The organism is uncultured Thermomonas sp., from assembly GCF_937872235.1.
GTDB classification, from domain to species: domain Bacteria; phylum Pseudomonadota; class Gammaproteobacteria; order Xanthomonadales; family Xanthomonadaceae; genus Thermomonas; species Thermomonas beijingensis.
In genome coordinates this window covers 1-17,844 of record NZ_CALMPC010000019.1, presented here as the reverse complement: position 1 = coordinate 17,844, position 17,844 = coordinate 1, and the positions used below count along the sequence as shown (strand labels likewise).

Genomic DNA, 17,844 nt, shown 5'->3' with positions numbered 1-17,844 from the left:
GAAGGGCCGCCCCCAGGGGAACCACACACTGCCGTGACTACGGGTTACCGCAATCAGAAGTTGTAGGTCAGCACCAACTGTGCGGAACGTGGCGCCGCCCAATTGGAGCCTTCACCAAAGGTTTCACGATAGACGCCGGGAGTGACCTCGTAACGGGTCCGCACACGCACCGTGGTTTGCTTGTTCAGCAGGTTGTACACCGACAGGCGCACCTTCAAGTCCACGTCCGGCACCGGCATGGTCCAGGTCACGCTTGCACCCCAGTCAAAGGTCCACGGCATCCGGCCGAATGCACCCAGCCCGGTGTACTCGTACTGCCGCAGGTTGTACGCTTGCTTGCAGTTGGCTACGCAGATCCAACCGGAACCACCGCCGCTGAATTCACCCGATGAGCCCGCCGCACGGTTGTCCCCCGGCCAGTAGGTGCCATACGCGGTAATCGGCCCGCCCGACAGCACGGTCAACGTGGAGCCAAATGACCACATGTCGTTCAACTTGTAGCTGCCGCGCAACTTCACCTGATGACGGTGATCATTGAACAGCACCCCATAGCGTTCGTTCACCGCCGGATGATCGTAGTACTGCACCATGCCAGTGTCGTTGTAGCCGGTATCCGAATTCACCGGACCTTCGAAATTTCCGGTCGATTTTGACCACAGATAGCTGGCATTGAACGACCACTTGCCATCCCAGGCACGATCCAGCTGGAACTCCAACGCCTTGTATTCGCGCTTGGGCTTTTTGTAACCGATGATTTCACCGTTGGTCTTTTTGTACCCATCGACGCTGGTATCCAGCTCCACCCAACCGCCTTGGCCATTGCCGATGTCATCGCACCACAGCGTGTTTTTCTCGCCAGGGTTGATGATCGGCCAATTGAAACCACTCGGGCAGTTGGAATGCGTAATGCGGGTATCTTCGATGGTGCGGTTCATTCGACGATAGGTGGCATTCACACCCCACGACCACGCCTCATTGATGGCGCGCTCGTAGCCGAAAATCGCCTCGTCTTGATAAACCGCCTTCAAGTCCTTCGGGAAGATACCTCGCAGGTCATCCCCACCGGTGTTCATGCTTTTGTCGGTAGGGCCAATTTGCGCGCCGATAATGGGTGCCATGTAGGTGGCACCGGTTTCAGGATTGGTGGCCTGTTGCCAGCCATTGAGCTGGAAGAAGCTGTACTCATCCACCAACCCGCCGGCAAATGACGTACTGATGATATTGGTTACCGGCAGGTAATAACGCCCCAAATTGCCGTACAACTTGGTGGTGCCGTCGCCCTTCATGTCCCAGCTGAAACCGCCACGCGGGGCCACCAAGTTCTTGATGTTGATGAAGGCATCGCCCGCCGCAGTCTTGTTCTTGAAATTGTCGATCCGCACACCAAGATTGAGCAAGAAGCTATCGGTGATATTCCAGTTGTCTTCGATGTAGTAGGCATTATTGACGGTTTCAAATGCCCCGCCAAGTACGCGATGCCGTTTGCGAATGATGTCGGTATTTTGAGACAAAAACACGCCGGAACCATCCACGATTTCAGTGCCGGCAGCAAGCGTCATTGCCAACAACGCATCACCGCCAGGACCAGGGTAATACGAGCTTTGCTGCGTGGTCAGCTTCTCTTGGTCCAGGCCAAACCGCAGCAGATGGTTGCCCAATGCCCACTCAAAATCCAAACGGCCGATTTTGCGGGTGTTGTCCATCTTGGTCACGGAATCACCGGTCGGGTGACAACCTACGGTCTTGCCTACCAATGCACCGGCCCCTGCATAACTGCCATCGACTGAAATCGGATTGCAGTCGATATCCAGCACTGAATGGGTAAACGCATTGCGGTCGTTTTCGCCATACATCGCTTTGGCAACGAAGTTTTCACCGAAATGACCGGTATAGGTCAACGTCCAGTTCTTGCCGCCGGTCTCATTCATGGTGTCACCGCCGTAGGCACCAATCCTTTCGCTTGACCAGTCGTAAGCATAAGCCGAAGCAGCAGAATCCGCCTTGTCGGAGAAGGCCATCAGCGACAGCACATGATTGTCGGTGATATTCCAATCCAACCGCGTACCCCAAAAGCCATTATTCGATTTGGTGCGCGTCCAATCGGAGCCGGTGTTGTCGGTATTGCCAGCACGATAGTCCTGGTTTTCGTACATCGCAAAGAAGAACAGGCGATCTTTCACAATGGGCCCAGATGCCCAAATATTGGTCTTGGTCAAGCTGGACTTGTCACGACTGCCCCGCACATAGGTCGTGGGTGCGGTGGGATGGGTGAACACATGATCATCGGTGGCAGCACTGAAGGCTGCCGGCTCGAAGGTCAGTTCCGCGCCACCATGAAATTCATTGCCACCGGCGCGTACTGAAGCATTGACCACACCACCGGTACTGCGCCCGAATTCCACCGAATAGCCACCGGTCTTGACCTGAAATTGATCAAAGAACGCAAACGGCGCACTGGAATTGCCCTGCCGGCGGTAAAAATCCGTGACATTCAAGCCGTTGACATAGATTTGATTTTCGGCCACCGATGAGCCGCCAAATGAAATACCACCGAACGACGAATTGCCCTTGATGACACCCGGTGCAAGCAACGCTACCGCACCCATGCTTTGATCCACAGGCAACCGCGCCAATTCTTGACGGTCGATAACGGTGGCGGTTTCCGTGCTGTGCACGTCCACGCGATTGACCACGCCACTACCGATCACCTGCACGGCCTCCAGGTTGGTCGGACTGCCTTCGGATTTCAGATTGACCGTGGTGGTGTTGCCCAAGTCAACCGCAAACGCGATGGGATTACCCTTGCCTGTTGCCAGCGTGTAACTGCCCGGCGGTAACTGGCCGATGCGGTACGTGCCGTCCTTGTTGACCGTTGTTGTACGGCTTTGTCCAGTGGTGGCGCTGGTGACAGTGATGGTGTCACCAGCATTCGCACGCCCCGCTACACCGCCAGTTGCGGTTTGTGCCAGCGCAGGTACCGATGCCAGCGAGGCAATGCACAGCCCCATAGCGATGCTCAAAATGGATTTACGCAAAATACGGTCATTGCTCATGACGTTTCCCCGATCGTGTCCGATATATGTGTGAACGACAGCAGCATCCAGACCAAAGTCCCCATCGACACTGCGATGCATGACAGGTGTAACACCACGCCGATCCACTTGTCAATAATTTATTCTTTAAGTATAAAATACTTGAATCATGTATTCCAAAAGCATCACTTCCTGCACACTAGGCAACGCGTTGCCCAATGCACAGACAGCAGCACACACTTGTACGGCTTACCCGCAAAGGATTGGCATGGCTCCCCTCCGCACCTCGCTCCACCCGTCCTGGCACCGGCACCTGCTGGTGGCAACGTTGTTGCTTGCCACCGTTCCGGCAGCTGCTCGCACGCCATCGACAAGCCCGCTGCAACTGCCTGCCAGCGGAGTGATCGGGATACAAGACGCACAGCTGACCCCCGCGTTCTGGCTGGCACGCACCCAGCAGCCCGCACAGTTGCTACTGACGCCGCAACAGATCGAAGCGCGTAATGCGCGACTATTGCATGACGATCCTTCCATGCACGATCTGGCTGCGCTTCCGGCCAGCTTGACGGGTGCGCAAGTGCGCACCTGGATCGAGGAATCAGCATCGGCTCCAACCAAGCCACTCTGGGATGACACCGGAAAATCGATCCCTCAGGCAACACTGGATGCCATCGTCGCCAATCGCGCTCTGCCTGCAATCCCGGCCAATCAAGCCACCCGCTATGGCATGACCGTGCGCCGCACTGCACTGCGCACATTCCCGACCACCTTGCGGGTATTTTCCAGCCAAGGGGATACCGATATCGACCGTTTCCAGGAAAGCGCGCTGTTCCCCGGCGACGCCGTGGTCATCACCCAATCCAGCGCCGATGGCCAGTGGCTATTTGTGCTCAGTCAGCGCTACGCGGCGTGGGTGGAGGCCAGCGCAATTGCCGAAGGTGGGCGTGATGCCGTGCTGGGTTATGCCACCCGCGCGCCATTTCGCATCATCACCGGGGCCAAGCCGCGCACGCTGTTCACGCGTGAGCAACCGCGCCTGTCCGAGCTGCAATTGGACATGGGCACGCGTATTCCGTTGGCGGACGTTGCCGTCAACAAGCCAGTCAACGGCCAGCATCCATACACGTCGTGGATCCTCGACTTGCCCATGCGCAACGACGACGGCCGGCTTGCCTTCGCGCCCGCGCTACTGCAGAAAAACACCGATAGCAGCCCCGCTGCGCTGCCCCTCACCCGTGCCAATGTGATTCGCCAAGCCTTCAAATTCCTCGGTGAACGCTACGGCTGGGGGCATAGCTACAACGGTCGCGATTGCAGCGGCTTTGTGTCCGATGTGTATCGCAGCATGGGCGTGCTGATGCCGCGCAATACCAGTGCGCAAGCGGTCAGTCCGGTATTTTCGCGCATCCATTTTGATGCCCGCACCCCCCGCCAGCAGCGCATGGCCGCAGTCGCCACGCTAGACGTCGGCGATCTGATTTACATCCCCGGTCACGTGATGCTGTTTTTGGGTCGCATCAATGGTGCCCCGTATGTCATTCATGACACCAACGGCGGCAGCTATCTTGACAGGGATGGCACACTGCACAGCATGCATCTGAATGGCGTATCCGTCACCCCGCTCCTGCCACTGCGTTTCGACAAGGACACCGACTACGTGGATCGCATCACCAATATCGTGCGGGTGGGCAAACTCCAATGAAGGCCATGCCATGAAGATCACCGACATCCGTTTTGGCATGCTGCGCGTGCCGCTGAAAACCCCTTTCAAAACCGCGTTGCGCGTGGTCGATCAAGTCGAAGACGTGGTGGTGATGGTGCACACCAACGATGGCCATGTTGGCTATGGCAGTGCCCCTGCGACTGCCGTCATCACTGGCGACACCCACGGCTCCATCGTCGAAGCAGTGCGTCATTACATTGCCCCGCGATTGATTGGCCAAGACATCGCCAACCTCAACCATCTGACCGCACTGGTGCAGTCTTCGATGGAGAAAAACACCAGCGCCAAAGCGGCGGTGGAGATTGCGCTGTATGACTTGTGGGGGCAGCTGTACGGCGCGCCGCTGTACCAATTGCTGGGCGGTGGCGAGCCGGCCATTACCACCGACATCACCATCAGCGTGGACTACATCGACAAGATGGTGGCGGATTCACTGGCAGCGGTGGAGCGTGGTTTTGAGTCGCTGAAAATCAAGGTGGGCAAAGACATCGGCTTGGATATCGAACGCACCAAAGCCATCCACGCCGCCGTGGAAGGCCGTGCCCTGCTGCGACTGGATGCCAATCAAGGCTGGACGGCGAAGCAGGCGGTGTATGCGCTGCAAACCCTGGAAGATGCAGGCGTGAAGCTCGAACTGGTCGAACAACCGGTCAAGGCGCACGACTTGGCCGGCTTGCGCTATGTCACCGAACGCGTGCATACACCCGTGATGGCCGATGAAAGCGTGTTCGGCCCCCGCGAAGTGGTGGAACTGATTCGCATGCGTGCCGCTGATATCGTCAACATCAAGCTGATGAAAACCGGTGGCATTTCCAATGCCATCAAAATTGCCGATATTTGCAGCTTGTACGGCATGGACTGCATGATTGGCTGCATGCTGGAATCCAGTATTGGTGTTGCCGCCGCCGTGCATTTGGCGGTAGCCAAGTCCGACGTGATCAGCAAGGTGGATCTGGATGGCCCCTCGTTGAGCCAATACGATCCGGTGACCAGCGGTGTGCTATTCAACGAATCGGAGATCAGTGTGACCAATGCTCCGGGGCTGGGGATTCGCCATATCGACGGCTTGATGCCCGCCAACAACCTAGCCGCATGAGGGTGCGCACATGAGGCTGCTCGCATGAAACTTCGCGCATGAGCACGGCGCTGGTCATTCTGCGTTCCGAGCGCGATCGCATGTCGGCGATCGAGCGCCGCATCGCCGATTTCATTTTGGAAAACGCCCACCTGCTGCGCGACTACAGCTCGCAGCAGTTGGCCAATGCGCTGGGCATCAGCCAATCCAGCGTGGTCAAGTTCTGCCAGAAACTGGGCTTCAAGGGCTACCCCGATCTCAAACTGGCCATCAGCGAAGCAGTGATCCGCGCCGACAGCAACGGCGGCACACCACTGCTGCCGGAGGGCACACCGGCAGTGGCTGCGCAAGGCTATGACTTGTGGCTGCGCAAATCCGAGGCTGAAGAAGCTACCCGCTTGATCAACCCACCCGGCACGCTCACCGCCGTGGCGGAGACACTGGGCCACGCCGGCACCGTATTTATCGTCGGCATGGGCGAAGATGACCTGCACGCGCGCGCGCTGGCGCTCCGGCTTGCGCAGCTGGGCATTCTGACTGTGCACAATTTCGATGCCGCACACATGACCGCCAGCCTGTCCGCGGCAAAACCAAACGATGTGCTGCTGGCGTTTTCCGAACACGGCCTGCAACCGGCACTGTGCCAACTGGCACAACACATGCGCGCGCAACGCGGCAAAGTGATTACGGTGACCCGCCACAGCGCCAACGCCTTGCGCGCACTGGCTGACCAGACGCTGCTAGTGGCCGCGCACGACGAGCGCCCGCAAATCGAACGCCTGCTGTATCACTCGGCGCTGCAGCATCTACTGGATCGGCTGTTCATCCGTCTGTACGAAACCGATGCCGCGCGCCGCGCGCGTCTGCAAGAAACCCTAGAACGCCAAAAGGGGACGGAGGCAATCAAGTGTGCTTGATAGCCTCCGTCCCCTTCTGCTGCCTGGTAGCCCAATGATGCCAATCCACCGCACTGCCTCGGCGCTGCTTGCACTGTCACTCGCCGCCTGCACGCACTTCCCCGCCGTTTCCAATGCAAACCGCTGGGCCAATGCCCAGCAACTCGTATTGGTAACCGCTACCGACTGGAATGCAACCGGTGGCCAGCTGCGCCGCTTCGATCGCAACCACGGCCATTGGGTGCAAGTGGGCGATGCGGTGCCGGTCATGCTGGGCCGCACCGGCAGCGCGTGGGGTATCGGTTTGAATGCGCAACGCCGCGATGGCCCGATCAAGCAGGAAGGCGATGGCAAAGCGCCGGCCGGCGTGTTCGCCATCGGTACCGCGTTTGGCTATGCCGCCACCGCAACCACTGGCCTGCCCTATCAAGCGATGACCACCAATGACTGGTGCATCGACGTGCCGGCATCGAACTACTACAACCGGATCATCGACCGCAGTCTGGTGAAAGCTCCGCATCTGGATGAATCCAGCGAGCCGATGCGGCGCGATCTGCATGCCGATGGCGACCAGCGCTATCGCGAAGGCTTCGTGATCGAACACAACGAAGGTGGCGTAGCAAAGCAAGGCGGCAGCTGCATTTTCGCCCACTTATGGAAAGCCCCCGGTGAAACCACCGCCGGCTGCACCGCAATGGCACCGGCCAGCATGGACGCGCTGCTGGCGTGGCTGGATGCGCGCCGCAAACCCGTGTTCGTGCTGCTGCCAAATGCACAGTACACCGCGCTGAAACACGACTGGAACCTGCCCGAGGTAGCCCTGTGAGCCAAACCGCACGCGTCCTGACCGGCCTGATTGCCGGCATTGCCCTTGGCATCGTGCTGGCGTGGCAAGCACCGGACACGGGCTTGCAGATTGCCGCGATTGTTGAGCCATTCGGCAAGTTGTGGCTCAACGCGCTGCAGATGACCGTGGTGCCTCTGGTCTTTGCGCTGGTAGTGGTAGGCATCAATCAAGCCAGCGATGCCGCGCATTCCGGTCGTGTGGCCAAGCACGCCATTGCCAGCTTTGTAATCCTGCTCACCGCCGCCGCCGCGATGGCCGCGCTGTTGGCTCCGTTGGCACTGTCGATGCTGCAACCAGATCCCGCCGTTGCCGCCGCATTGCGCGGCCACGCCGACGCCATCACCGCGCCGGCAGGCGGCTGGGCCAACGCACTCACCGCCATCGTGCCCAGCAATGCAATTGCGGCGGCGGCCGCGTCTGCAATGCTGCCACTGGTGACGTTTGCGCTGTTTTTCGGCTTCGCCCTGACCAAGCTGGAGGCTGCCCCACGCGCACAGGTGGTGGGCCTGCTCAAAGCGATCAGTGACGCCATGATCGTGATCGTGCACTGGGTGCTGTGGGCCGCACCGGTGGGGATCTTCGCGCTGGTACTGGCGCTAACCGCACGCGCAGGCCTTGGCATGTTGCAGGCGCTGGGTATCTACATCGTGCTGGAGTGCGCGCTGTATGTACTGGCCGTGGTGCTGCTGATCGCCGTGGCCGTCACCGTTGGAAAACGCAACTTCAGTCACTTCATGGGTGGCTTGGTGCCGGTGCAAGCAGTGGCCGCCAGTACGCAATCGTCACTGGCCACCCTGCCGGCGATGCTGGACAGCGCGCAAAACCGGCTTGGCATCCCGGCGCGTATTTCCGGGTTGGTCCTGCCGATGGCGGTATCGCTGTTTCGCATCACCTCTCCCATCCAATACATCGCCACCGCCTGCTTCATTGCATGGGCACTCGGTGTTCACCTCAGCCCCGCGCAATTGGCCACCGGCGTGGCGCTCAGCGTGCTGGTCAGCATGGGCTCGGTGGGCCTGCCCGGCCAAGCCATCTTCCTGGCCACCAACCTGCCCATCACCTCCGCGATGGGCCTACCGATCGCTGCGTTGCCGGTACTGATGGCGGTGGACGCCATCCCCGACGTGCTGGCCACGGTCGGCAACGTGACAGGCGACATGACCGCGACGGCGGTGGTGGCGGCGCGCAGTGAGGATGTTCTAGACCCAGGCTGAGCTGATTCGTGAGCAGGCGAATCGTTCGGTTTCACCTGTTTGTTTTCACCCCAGCTCCCACCCCAGCAACTCCGCCTGCTCATGTGCGGCGGCAAACCGCCCTTTGTCATCGCACACCACTTGCGCCATCGCACAAGCGGCATCGTGGGTGAAAAACAACTGCACATTGCGCGCCTGCATGTCCTGCAAGAATGCGCGTTTCTCGTCGATCAAGGTTTCCGCACAGCGGTCGTAGCCCATCGTGATCGGCACGTGCACCCACGGCCGGCCGGGGATCAAATCGGCGCAGAACACCACGCCGCCCTGCGCCACGCCGTCATCACGTTGGGCACCCACAATCTCGGCCAACATCAGCCCGGGGGTATGCCCATCACTGTGATGGAAGCGCACTGCTTGACCCAGCGCCTGCGAATAATCACCGTCCACCAACTCCAACCGGCCACTGGCTTGCAACAACGCCGGCAATTCCGGAATGAAGCTGGCACGATCGCGTGGGTGCGGATGCAGTGCGCGCTGCCAATGTGCTTTACCAATCACGAAGGTGGCGTTGGGAAACAGCAATTCGGGTGCGCGCCCGTCCACCCACGGCGCCAGCAGGCCACCGGCGTGATCGAAATGCAGGTGCGAAAGCACCACCACGTCGATATCCTCATGCTGGAAACCAGCCTGCACCAATGATTCGAGCAATACGTGCCGGGTTTCCAGTACCCCATAGCGTTCACGCAATTGCGGCGGGAAAAACGCGCCGATGCCGGTTTCAAACAACACCGTTTTGCCATTCAGTGGTGAGGCCAGCAATGCGCGGCAGGCTAGATCAATGCGGTTTTGCGCATCCACTGCCACCCAGCGTTCCCACAGTGCACGCGGCGCGTTGCCGAACATCGCGCCACCATCGAGCTTTTGCGAATTACCGAGAACAGACCAAAGTTTCATGGCGCAAGTGTACGCCGCAGGCCTTACGGCTGCGGCAATACCATGGCCTTGCCTTCCGGGGCCCGCGGATCACTGCCGCCTTGCAATGTATTGCTGCGACGATCCCATTCCACAGTTTGCAGATTGCCCCAGACATGACTGGAGCCGCGCCCGCCTTCGGCCGCATCGGGCGGCAGCTCAACCGTATGCCCCATGGCTTGCAGCTGCTTGGCCGCCGCTGCGGAAATGGCGTTGGGCTCGGCATCAATCGCATCCGGCAACCATTGGTGGTGATAGCGCGGCAATGCAGCAACTTGCTGCGCATTCAGGCCTTGGTCGTAGCCCAGAATACCCAACAGCACCATGGTAATGATGCGGCTGCCGCCGGGTGTCCCCAGCACGGCTACTGTGTCTTTCGACTCCATGAAGGTGGGCGTCATCGAGCTAAGCATGCGCTTGCCGGGCTTGGGAGCGTTGGCTTCATAACCCATCACCCCGAATGCATTGGGAGTGCCGGGCTTGAGCGCAAAATCATCCATTTCATCGTTCAGCAGCACGCCAGTACCGGGCGGGATCAGACCCGAGCCATACAGCAGGTTGACGGTTTGGGTGGCCGCTACCCGGTTGCCATCGGCATCGATAATCGAAAAATGCGTGGTTTCTTCGTCTTCCAGCGGTGTCGGCGCACCCGATAGCAAATTGCTGGGGGTGGCTTTGTCCGGATGGATGGTGGCGCGCAGACCGGCGGCGTAGTCGGTACTGGTGAGCAATTTTTGTGGCACTTTCACGAAATCCGGATCACCCAGATAGAAAGTGCGGTCGCGATACGCACGCCGCATCGACTCCACCACCAAATGCACGCGCTCTGCTTCGGGCAGTGCCTTCAAGTCATAGGGTGCCAAAATTTGCAGCATCTCGGCCAAGGCGATGCCACCGGATGACACCGGCGGTGCAGTGGTGACATCCCACTCGTGGTAGCGGAAGCGGATCGGGTCGCGTTCTTTCACCCGATAGCTGGCCAACTCGTTCAAACTCCACTGACCGCCTTGTGCATTGACGCCAGCGACCAGCTTGCTGGCCACCGGGCCACGGTAAAACCCGTCAAAGCCTTGTTTGCCTAAGCGCTCCAACGTTTTGGCAAGATCCGGCTGGCGGAAAATATCGCCTAGTTTAATGGGTTTGCCTGCTGGCGAAAAAACCGCTCGCGTGCCGGGATAGCGATCCATTTCTGCACGCTTGACCTGATAGCCACCGGCCATCCGTGCATACACCGGAAACCCGTTGCGGGCGATGCCGATTGCCGGGGCCAGTGATTTTTCCAGCGGCAATTTGCCGTATTTTTCAGCCACATGCACCAGCATGGCCGGCAAGCCTGGAATCCCCGCCGACCACGGCCCGGTTTGCGCACGATTGGGATCCAGGTTGCCATTCTTGTCGAGGAACTTGTCCGGCGTGGCTGCTGCTGGTGAAGTTTCACGACCATCCACAAATACATCGCGCCCGGATTTGGCATCGTGCAATAACCACAAACCACCGCCGCCCAGCCCCGAGCTAATCGGCTCGACCACCGACAACGTGGCCGATACCGCCACTGCCGCATCAAATGCATTGCCACCTTGCTTGATGACATCGATGCCCGCTTGCGTGGCCAGTGCATGTGCTGATGCGATAGCTGCACCGGGCGGATGTGCGGGCACTGGATTGGACTGCGCCAGCGCAAGCATCGGCACCAATGACAGCAGGCAAATAGACGCAATTTTCTTCATGGTGCAGCTCCCTCAGCCTGCAGCTGCGCCAGTTTGGCTAACAGCTGTTCCTGCGATTCCGGATGATCGGGATCAGGGTCGATACATTCAACTGGACATACCGAGACACATTGTGGTTCGTCGAAATGGCCCACGCACTCAGTGCAAAGATCCGCTTCGATCACGTAGATGTCTGGCCCCATGGAGATTGCCTTGTTCGGGCAAACCGGCTCGCACACATCACAATTTATGCACAGTTCGTTGATTTTCAGCGACATCGCGGCAATCCGCCAGTTCCCGCACAAGCCCACTGCGCAGGAATGACCAATACGCAACTGCGTGGCCGCATTGTGGCGGCCACGCAAGCAAGACTCACTTGGCTTCTTCGAAGATGTAGTTGACGCCGGCCGGCTCTACCGCAGCCTTGACCCGCTCACCCAGGACGCCGGTACCGATGAAAATCACCTTCACGCCTTTCATGCTGCCAGCCGGAACCGATTTGAACGCAGCTTCGATCATTTCCACCTCTTTCTCGGAGTCAGGCGAAGCAAACACCAACATATTGCCTTCGATAATGCCGCGCCCCAGATCACCCTCCAGCTTTTCCAACTGGCGCTGATACTTGCCGGCAAAATCTTCGACATCACTCTTGGGCAGAAAGTACACAAACGGCGAGCTGGTAATGCCACCCATATGCGGGGTGAGCTTGTATTCCAGATAGGGTTTCCAATCTTTTTGTTCGCTGCTGGTAGGCAACGGAATGGCGGCTTGCGCTTCAACCTTCGGCGCTTCCGCCTTCTTGCATGCGGCAAATGGCAACACAAGACAAGCGACAACAAGCAAACGGATCAACATGTTCATGGGGTTCCCCTGCAGAGACAGCAACAAAAAACGCGAGGCCATGCACCTGTCATGACAGGCTGCCTCGACGATGTGCTTCAAGCGCCACCACTACCGCAGTGGGCACGAAGCCGGACACATCGCCACCCAGCCGCGAAATTTCGCGTACCAGCGACGATGAAATAAAACCGTATTGTTCGGCCGGGGTCAGAAACAGGGTTTCAACCTCCGGGATCAGGTGGCGGTTCATGCTGGCCATCTGGAATTCGTATTCGAAATCCGATACCGCACGCAGGCCGCGCAGCAGCACGCCAGCACCGATATCGCGCACAAAATGCGCCAGCAGTGAATCGAAACCGCGTACCTCCACATTGGCATGGTGCGCCAACGCTTGTTGCGCCAATTGCACGCGCAGCGGCAACGGCAGCGCCGGCCCTTTGGAGGGACTGGCCGCCACCCCCACGATCAGGGTTTCGAATAAAGGGGCGGCACGGTTCACCAGATCCAGATGACCATTGGTGATCGGATCGAAGGTGCCGGGATAAACCGCAATGCGCGTTGCCACGCTCATATCGTTGATGCGTTTCCGCGATCCAGTGATTGCTCGATTGTAGCGCGCCGATACAGGGCATAGCGCACGTCGCGGGTATGGTTTTCGCGATGCAGTGCCCATTCCGGCGGCAAATGCGGGGTGATGTCCGTTGGCGATTCCAGATACAACCACGCTGTTGCCGCCATGCACGCCGGCAACAGCTCCAGCACAGCCGGCCACAAGCCCGCCGCGAACGGCGGATCGACGAAAGCGATATCAAAGCGCGCTTCACTATGGCTGCGCAAAAACGCCAGCGCATCCGCGCGCTGCACCGCCACCCGATCACCGGCCTGCAAGCGCTGCACGGCGTCGCTGAGCGCGCTGGCCAACGGCGGGTCGGATTCCACCAATTGCACCGCTGCCGCTCCGCGCGACGCCGCTTCCAGCCCCAGTGCGCCGCTGCCGGCAAACAAGTCCAGCACCCGCGCACCCGGCAGCGCCGGCATCAGCCAATTGAACAGGGTCTCACGCACGCGGTCAGACGTGGGCCGCAGGCCCGGTCGGTCGGGCACCAACAGGCGCGTCCCGCGCCATTGCCCACCGATAATCCGCACCGTGCCGGGCCGGGCTGCCGCGGGTTTGTCACTACGCTTGTTCATCAAGGACTCGGGGGGCTCGGTGCTACCATGGCCGCCATTTTCCGATATTCGACGGCTTCATGGTCAGCTGGTTCCGCCGCAAGCAACCCGACGCGCAAACGCCCACGCCGGACGCGGCCCAGCCCCCCGCTGCCGTGGTCGCCCTTGACCCCCCTGTCGATGCTGCGCCTGCGGCGCTGCCTGACCCCGCGCCCGAACCTGCATCCGTGCACCTGCCCGCTGCCACTCTCGCCGCGCCCGCAGGCAAGCCAAGCTGGCGCGAACGCCTGCGCGGCAGCGCCTTTGCACGCAGCTTCAGCGGTCTGTTTTCGCGCAACCCGAAACTGGACGACGCGTTGCTGGATGAAATCGAAACCGCGCTGCTCACCGCCGATGTGGGCGTGACCGCCAGTACGCAATTGGTGGAATCCCTGCGCAAACGCATGAAAGGGCGCGAATTTACCGATGCCAATGCGCTCCTACACGCATTGCGCATGGATTTGATCGCGCTGCTGCGGCCGGTGGCCATTCCCTTGCAGATTGATGCGTCGAAAAAACCTTTCGTCCTGCTCACCATCGGCGTCAACGGGGTTGGCAAAACCACCACGATTGGCAAATTGGCACGCCGCTACAAGGATGAAGGCCGCAGCCTGATGCTGGCCGCTGGCGACACCTTCCGTGCGGCTGCCGTTGCGCAATTGCAAGCCTGGGGCGAACGCAATGGCGTGGCGGTGGTTGCGCAAGGCCAGAATGCCGATGCCGCATCGGTGGCATTCGATGCACTGCAAGCAGCCAGGTCGCGCGGCACCGAAGTCTTGATCGCCGATACCGCTGGTCGCCTGCACACCCAGGGCGGGCTGATGGAAGAACTGGCCAAAGTGGCGCGTGTGCTGCGCAAACTCGATGCAGAAGCGCCGCATGAAGTATTGATGGTGATCGACGGCACCACCGGCCAGAACGCACTCAACCAAGTGCGCAAGTTCAACGAAAAAATCCCGGTGACCGGCCTTGTGGTCACCAAACTCGACGGCACCGCCAAGGGCGGCGTGGTGTTCGCATTGGCGCGGGAATTCGGCATCCCGATTCGCTATGCCGGCATTGGTGAACGCCCGGAAGATTTACGCATATTTGATGCCGAAGCCTTCGTGGATGCACTGCTGCCCGAAGCACTGGGCGGCGGATGAATCCGGCCGTCGCACCCCCTCCGCGCATGCGGCGGCTGCGACGGCTGGCGCTGTTTCTGGCCATCGCCTGCTTGCTGGCGCTGTGGTTGCTGCAACCCGAGCGAGCAGGCCGCTTGCTGCTGCGGCAGGCGGGCCAAGCCCTGCATCTGGAACTCCACGCGCAATCCATTCACTACAGTGTGCGTGATACACCACGCTTGGAATTGCGCGGTGTCGTGGCACAGCGCCCCAATGACCCCACTGCACTGCTGCGAGCCCAGCGTGTCTTCATCGCATTGCCGTGGCGCACACTACGCAGCATGGGCGCTGACCTTCGCATCGAACGCATCGCCCTGGATGCCCCCGTACTGAACCTGCCGGCATTGCAACGCTGGCTGGCCACGCGACCACCGTCGGAAACCCGCATCCCAGTCATCACCCACGGCGTGCAACTGCGCGATGCCCGCATCGTCAATGACGATTGGCAAATCGACCAACTCGCCATCCACATCCCCAGCCTGCACCCCACGCAACTGCTGCGCATGCATGTACAGGGCCGCTACCGGGCGGCATCACTGCGTCTGCCAGTAGATTTGGCGATCAGTCTGCAAACCCCGCAGCGCCTGCTGGAGGGTCAGCGCGCCGGGATCGCCGGGGCCGGGCACATGACACTGGCCGATGCGCAATGGCGCGTGCCGCTGCAGATTTTTCTCGCCGGTCCACTGCGCATCGGCAAGGACTCGGCCTTGTTGCAACCGGCCAAACTCGGGCTTGCCGGGCACTACGAAAATGGCAGCACCCAGCGTCCATTCCGGCTAGGCCTGTTCGGGCCAATGGCCTTCAATAGCGCCAGCTGGCGGTTTGTGCCGGCAACACTTGTATTGCACGGCGCCGGCCCAATCCCCAACACGCAAGCACGCGGCAGCCTTACCTTGGGGCAAACCCTGCGCCTGCATCTGCAGGGGCAACTGGCGCAATGGCCGCAGCAATGGCCCGCCCTGCCCGCGCCACTATCGGCATCGCACTCGGCCTTGCCGTTCGTGCTGGATTATCGCGGTGCACTGGGGTTGACCGATGCACTCTCACTTTCGTTACGTCGCGATGCCACCACCTTCGATGCGCAGTTGCGTCTGCCTGCCGTCGTGACTTGGGTGAATGCCGGCAACACCGGCTCACCGCTGCCGCCACTGACCGGCACGCTCAGCACCCCGCGTATCGATATCGGCGGCGCAGTGCTGGAAGGTGTGGAAGTGGACATCAGTCATTCGCCATGATTCCAAACCGGGACATTTCCACCCGCCTGCTGGCGTGGTTTGACCAGTACGGTCGCCATGATTTGCCGTGGCAACATCCACGCACGCCGTACCGCGTCTGGCTCAGCGAAATCATGTTGCAACAGACGCAGGTGAGCGTGGTTACCGCTTATTTCCAGCGCTTCGTCGATGCCCTGCCCAACCTGCCCGCACTGGCCAATGCTCCGCAGGACAAGGTGTTGGCATTGTGGTCGGGGCTGGGCTACTACGCACGTGCACGCAACCTGCACGCGGCGGCAAAACTGTGCGTGGAACATCACAACGGTGATCTGCCGCACGAGCTTGCCGCACTCATCGCACTACCCGGCATTGGCCGCAGCACCGCCGGTGCGATCTTGTCGCAGGCATGGAATACGCCGGCGCCAATTCTGGATGGCAATGTCAAACGCGTGCTGTGCCGGGTGTTCGGGATCGAAGGCTGGCCGGGCACACCGGCCATCGAAAAACAGTTGTGGACGCTGGCCGAATCACTGCTGCCGGATGCGCGACAGGCCGATTGGACGCAAGCGCAAATGGATTTCGGTGCCACCTTGTGCACCCGCCACAATCCCGCCTGCCCGCAGTGCCCACTGCAAATGCTGTGCGTTGCATGGCGCGATGGCCGCAGCAACGCATTGCCCACGCCCAAACCCGGCAAAACCCTGCCACAGCGTGACGCGCACATGCTGATTCTGGATGATGGACAAGGCCGCGTGCTGCTGCAACGGCGTCCACCGGCAGGCATTTGGGCCGCGCTGTGGTCGCTGCCGGAACATGCAAATAACGAAACTGCGCAAGTGTGGTTTCAACGCCATATCGACGGCGATTTCGGTGCTGCCCGCGCACTACCCGTCCTGATCCACGGGTTTTCCCACTACCGCCTGCGTATCCAACCGCAGCTGATCACCGTCAACGGCCTGCGCTGCGCGGTGGGCGATAATGCAGATCTGCGCTGGATCCATCGCGCCGACCTTCACACGCTGGGGCTACCCGCCCCCGTGCGCAAACTACTGGAGCAAACACAATGACCCGCAAAGTGCACTGCGTGGTGGACAACATCGACACCGACGGCCTGGACTTTCCGCCGTGGCCAGGCGCGGCCGGCAAGCGCGTGTTCGAGCAGGTGGGCAAACCCGCCTGGCAACGCTGGCTGGCGCACCAGACCATGCTGATCAACGAAAACCGCATCTCACCGATGAACCCAGAACACCGTGCCTTTCTTGAGGCGCAGATGGTGAAATACTTGTTTGAGGGCGATGCGGGCAAACCGCCGGGTTATGTGCCGGAAGCGTGAGGCTTCTCACGCAGCATGGTTTCGGCTGCACGTAGCGCCTTCACATCCAGCGGGCGAATCTCATCGATCATGCAGCTGATGTGGCCACCCGGCACCACGACTTTGTCGAACCGGGTCAGCGTCATTCCGTTGAAGGACGATACGCCCAGAAATGGCGATCCACTTCCCGTGTTCAAACAAGGGGCCATCAGCCGCAACAACCAACTTTCCTGCGGGCGCATCTGCAACACCAGATGCTGGTCGTCGATGCGATCCCAACCGATCGGTTCCATGTAGCGGATCTGCTTCACCGGCGCACCGGCATGCGCCTGATATAACGCCAGCCGATCGGTATCACTCAGTCGATTGCCGGCACAACCGGCCAGCCCCAACGCAACCAGGACCGAAACCAAACCCGAGACAATCAGCGATTTCATGACACACCTCCTTGTTTGGCAACGCCCACATCATCCGCCCCCCAAGCCCAACGCCGGCTTAGCCAGGCAGCCCAAATTCGGCGCAATTCACTGCGCAGGCCGCTTGCCGAAACGGCATTCACCCCGTATCATGCGCGGCTCACACCGATGGCTCGGTAGCTCAGTTGGTAGAGCAGGGGATTGAAAATCCCCGTGTCGGCGGTTCGATTCCGTCCCGAGCCACCA

Annotated in this window: 17 protein-coding genes and 1 tRNA gene; 10 read left to right on the top strand and 8 right to left on the bottom strand. The window is 60.2% G+C overall.

Going from position 1 to position 17,844, the window contains the following annotated elements; translation table 11 throughout:
* Positions 1-53 precede the first annotated feature (53 nt).
* Complete coding sequence (locus QWB57_RS01845) at positions 54-3,053, bottom strand: TonB-dependent receptor (protein ID WP_223629219.1); 3,000 nt, start codon at positions 3,051-3,053, stop codon at positions 54-56.
* A 247-nt stretch (positions 3,054-3,300) separates the two neighbouring features.
* On the opposite strand from QWB57_RS01845, the gene QWB57_RS01840 reads away from it, so the two are divergent.
* Genes QWB57_RS01840 through QWB57_RS01820 form a run of 5 tightly spaced genes read left to right on the top strand, consistent with a single transcriptional unit; the run spans position 3,301 to position 8,787 of the window.
* Positions 3,301-4,734, top strand: coding sequence for an SH3 domain-containing protein (locus tag QWB57_RS01840; protein WP_288968088.1), 1,434 nt, complete (start codon positions 3,301-3,303; stop codon positions 4,732-4,734).
* A gap of 10 nt (positions 4,735-4,744) precedes the next feature.
* A complete protein-coding gene (locus QWB57_RS01835; RefSeq protein ID WP_223629217.1) occupies positions 4,745-5,851 on the top strand; it encodes a dipeptide epimerase in 1,107 nt (368 codons plus the stop codon).
* A gap of 38 nt (positions 5,852-5,889) precedes the next feature.
* Complete coding sequence (locus tag QWB57_RS01830) at positions 5,890-6,747, top strand: MurR/RpiR family transcriptional regulator (protein ID WP_223629216.1); 858 nt, start codon at positions 5,890-5,892, stop codon at positions 6,745-6,747.
* A gap of 37 nt (positions 6,748-6,784) precedes the next feature.
* Positions 6,785-7,552, top strand: a complete 768-nt coding sequence (locus tag QWB57_RS01825; protein ID WP_324295986.1) for a hypothetical protein — start codon at positions 6,785-6,787, stop codon at positions 7,550-7,552.
* Positions 7,549-8,787: a dicarboxylate/amino acid:cation symporter gene (locus QWB57_RS01820; RefSeq protein WP_223629214.1), complete on the top strand. Its 1,239-nt coding sequence runs from the start codon at positions 7,549-7,551 to the stop codon at positions 8,785-8,787. Before QWB57_RS01825 ends, QWB57_RS01820 begins: the two co-directional genes overlap by 4 nt.
* A gap of 45 nt (positions 8,788-8,832) precedes the next feature.
* Here QWB57_RS01820 and QWB57_RS01815 read toward each other — a convergent pair whose 3' ends face one another.
* The 6 genes from QWB57_RS01815 to rsmD form a co-directional block, all read right to left on the bottom strand.
* Positions 8,833-9,720 (bottom strand): MBL fold metallo-hydrolase, encoded by an 888-nt coding sequence (locus QWB57_RS01815; RefSeq protein ID WP_288968083.1) that lies wholly within the window; start codon positions 9,718-9,720, stop codon positions 8,833-8,835.
* 23 nt (positions 9,721-9,743) lie between these two features.
* Complete coding sequence (ggt, locus tag QWB57_RS01810) at positions 9,744-11,423, bottom strand: gamma-glutamyltransferase (RefSeq protein ID WP_223629339.1); 1,680 nt, start codon at positions 11,421-11,423, stop codon at positions 9,744-9,746.
* Positions 11,424-11,461: 38 nt separating this feature from the next.
* Positions 11,462-11,722 (bottom strand): YfhL family 4Fe-4S dicluster ferredoxin, encoded by a 261-nt coding sequence (locus QWB57_RS01805; RefSeq protein WP_223629212.1) that lies wholly within the window; start codon positions 11,720-11,722, stop codon positions 11,462-11,464.
* Positions 11,723-11,816: 94 nt separating this feature from the next.
* The gene (locus QWB57_RS01800; RefSeq protein WP_223629211.1) at positions 11,817-12,305 is read right to left on the bottom strand and encodes a hypothetical protein; all 489 of its coding nucleotides are present in this window, start codon (positions 12,303-12,305) and stop codon (positions 11,817-11,819) included.
* 49 nt (positions 12,306-12,354) lie between these two features.
* The gene (gene coaD, locus QWB57_RS01795; protein WP_223629210.1) at positions 12,355-12,855 is read right to left on the bottom strand and encodes a pantetheine-phosphate adenylyltransferase; all 501 of its coding nucleotides are present in this window, start codon (positions 12,853-12,855) and stop codon (positions 12,355-12,357) included.
* Entirely contained in the window at positions 12,852-13,475 is a 624-nt protein-coding gene (gene rsmD, locus QWB57_RS01790) for a 16S rRNA (guanine(966)-N(2))-methyltransferase RsmD (RefSeq protein ID WP_223629209.1), read from the bottom strand. The genes coaD and rsmD overlap by 4 nt, the downstream gene beginning before the upstream one ends.
* 59 nt (positions 13,476-13,534) lie before the next feature.
* Here rsmD and ftsY point away from each other — a divergent pair, with 59 nt between their 5' ends.
* The 4 genes from ftsY to QWB57_RS01770 are packed head-to-tail and all read left to right on the top strand — an operon-like array spanning position 13,535 to position 17,203.
* Positions 13,535-14,638, top strand: coding sequence for a signal recognition particle-docking protein FtsY (ftsY, locus tag QWB57_RS01785; RefSeq protein WP_223629208.1), 1,104 nt, complete (start codon positions 13,535-13,537; stop codon positions 14,636-14,638).
* Entirely contained in the window at positions 14,635-15,891 is a 1,257-nt protein-coding gene (locus QWB57_RS01780; protein ID WP_288968079.1) for a hypothetical protein, read from the top strand. The genes ftsY and QWB57_RS01780 overlap by 4 nt, the downstream gene beginning before the upstream one ends.
* Positions 15,888-16,937, top strand: coding sequence for an A/G-specific adenine glycosylase (mutY, locus tag QWB57_RS01775; RefSeq protein ID WP_288968077.1), 1,050 nt, complete (start codon positions 15,888-15,890; stop codon positions 16,935-16,937). The genes QWB57_RS01780 and mutY overlap by 4 nt, the downstream gene beginning before the upstream one ends.
* On the top strand, positions 16,934-17,203 hold the full coding sequence (locus QWB57_RS01770; RefSeq protein WP_223629205.1) for an oxidative damage protection protein: 270 nt from the start codon (positions 16,934-16,936) through the stop codon (positions 17,201-17,203). Before mutY ends, QWB57_RS01770 begins: the two co-directional genes overlap by 4 nt.
* Here QWB57_RS01770 and QWB57_RS01765 read toward each other — a convergent pair.
* On the bottom strand, positions 17,185-17,619 hold the full coding sequence (locus QWB57_RS01765) for a DUF6491 family protein (RefSeq protein ID WP_223629204.1): 435 nt from the start codon (positions 17,617-17,619) through the stop codon (positions 17,185-17,187). The genes QWB57_RS01770 and QWB57_RS01765 overlap by 19 nt on opposite strands.
* 149 nt (positions 17,620-17,768) lie before the next feature.
* On the opposite strand from QWB57_RS01765, the gene QWB57_RS01760 reads away from it, so the two are divergent.
* A tRNA-Phe gene (locus QWB57_RS01760) sits at positions 17,769-17,844 on the top strand.

What these genes read in the sequence shown, in the direction of transcription:
- QWB57_RS01845 (WP_223629219.1), bottom strand. Translation starts at nt 3,053, where the DNA reads ATGAGCAATGACCGTATTTTGCGTAAATCCATTTTGAGCATCGCTATG.
- QWB57_RS01840 (WP_288968088.1), top strand. Translation starts at nt 3,301, where the DNA reads ATGGCTCCCCTCCGCACCTCGCTCCACCCGTCCTGGCACCGGCACCTG.
- QWB57_RS01835 (WP_223629217.1), top strand. Translation starts at nt 4,745, where the DNA reads ATGAAGATCACCGACATCCGTTTTGGCATGCTGCGCGTGCCGCTGAAA.
- QWB57_RS01830 (WP_223629216.1), top strand. Translation starts at nt 5,890, where the DNA reads ATGAGCACGGCGCTGGTCATTCTGCGTTCCGAGCGCGATCGCATGTCG.
- QWB57_RS01825 (WP_324295986.1), top strand. Translation starts at nt 6,785, where the DNA reads ATGCCAATCCACCGCACTGCCTCGGCGCTGCTTGCACTGTCACTCGCC.
- QWB57_RS01815 (WP_288968083.1), bottom strand. Translation starts at nt 9,720, where the DNA reads ATGAAACTTTGGTCTGTTCTCGGTAATTCGCAAAAGCTCGATGGTGGC.
- ggt (WP_223629339.1), bottom strand. Translation starts at nt 11,423, where the DNA reads ATGCTTGCGCTGGCGCAGTCCAATCCAGTGCCCGCACATCCGCCCGGT.
- QWB57_RS01805 (WP_223629212.1), bottom strand. Translation starts at nt 11,722, where the DNA reads ATGTCGCTGAAAATCAACGAACTGTGCATAAATTGTGATGTGTGCGAG.
- QWB57_RS01800 (WP_223629211.1), bottom strand. Translation starts at nt 12,305, where the DNA reads ATGAACATGTTGATCCGTTTGCTTGTTGTCGCTTGTCTTGTGTTGCCA.
- coaD (WP_223629210.1), bottom strand. Translation starts at nt 12,855, where the DNA reads ATGAGCGTGGCAACGCGCATTGCGGTTTATCCCGGCACCTTCGATCCG.
- rsmD (WP_223629209.1), bottom strand. Translation starts at nt 13,475, where the DNA reads ATGAACAAGCGTAGTGACAAACCCGCGGCAGCCCGGCCCGGCACGGTG.
- ftsY (WP_223629208.1), top strand. Translation starts at nt 13,535, where the DNA reads ATGGTCAGCTGGTTCCGCCGCAAGCAACCCGACGCGCAAACGCCCACG.
- QWB57_RS01780 (WP_288968079.1), top strand. Translation starts at nt 14,635, where the DNA reads ATGAATCCGGCCGTCGCACCCCCTCCGCGCATGCGGCGGCTGCGACGG.
- mutY (WP_288968077.1), top strand. Translation starts at nt 15,888, where the DNA reads ATGATTCCAAACCGGGACATTTCCACCCGCCTGCTGGCGTGGTTTGAC.
- QWB57_RS01770 (WP_223629205.1), top strand. Translation starts at nt 16,934, where the DNA reads ATGACCCGCAAAGTGCACTGCGTGGTGGACAACATCGACACCGACGGC.
- QWB57_RS01765 (WP_223629204.1), bottom strand. Translation starts at nt 17,619, where the DNA reads ATGAAATCGCTGATTGTCTCGGGTTTGGTTTCGGTCCTGGTTGCGTTG.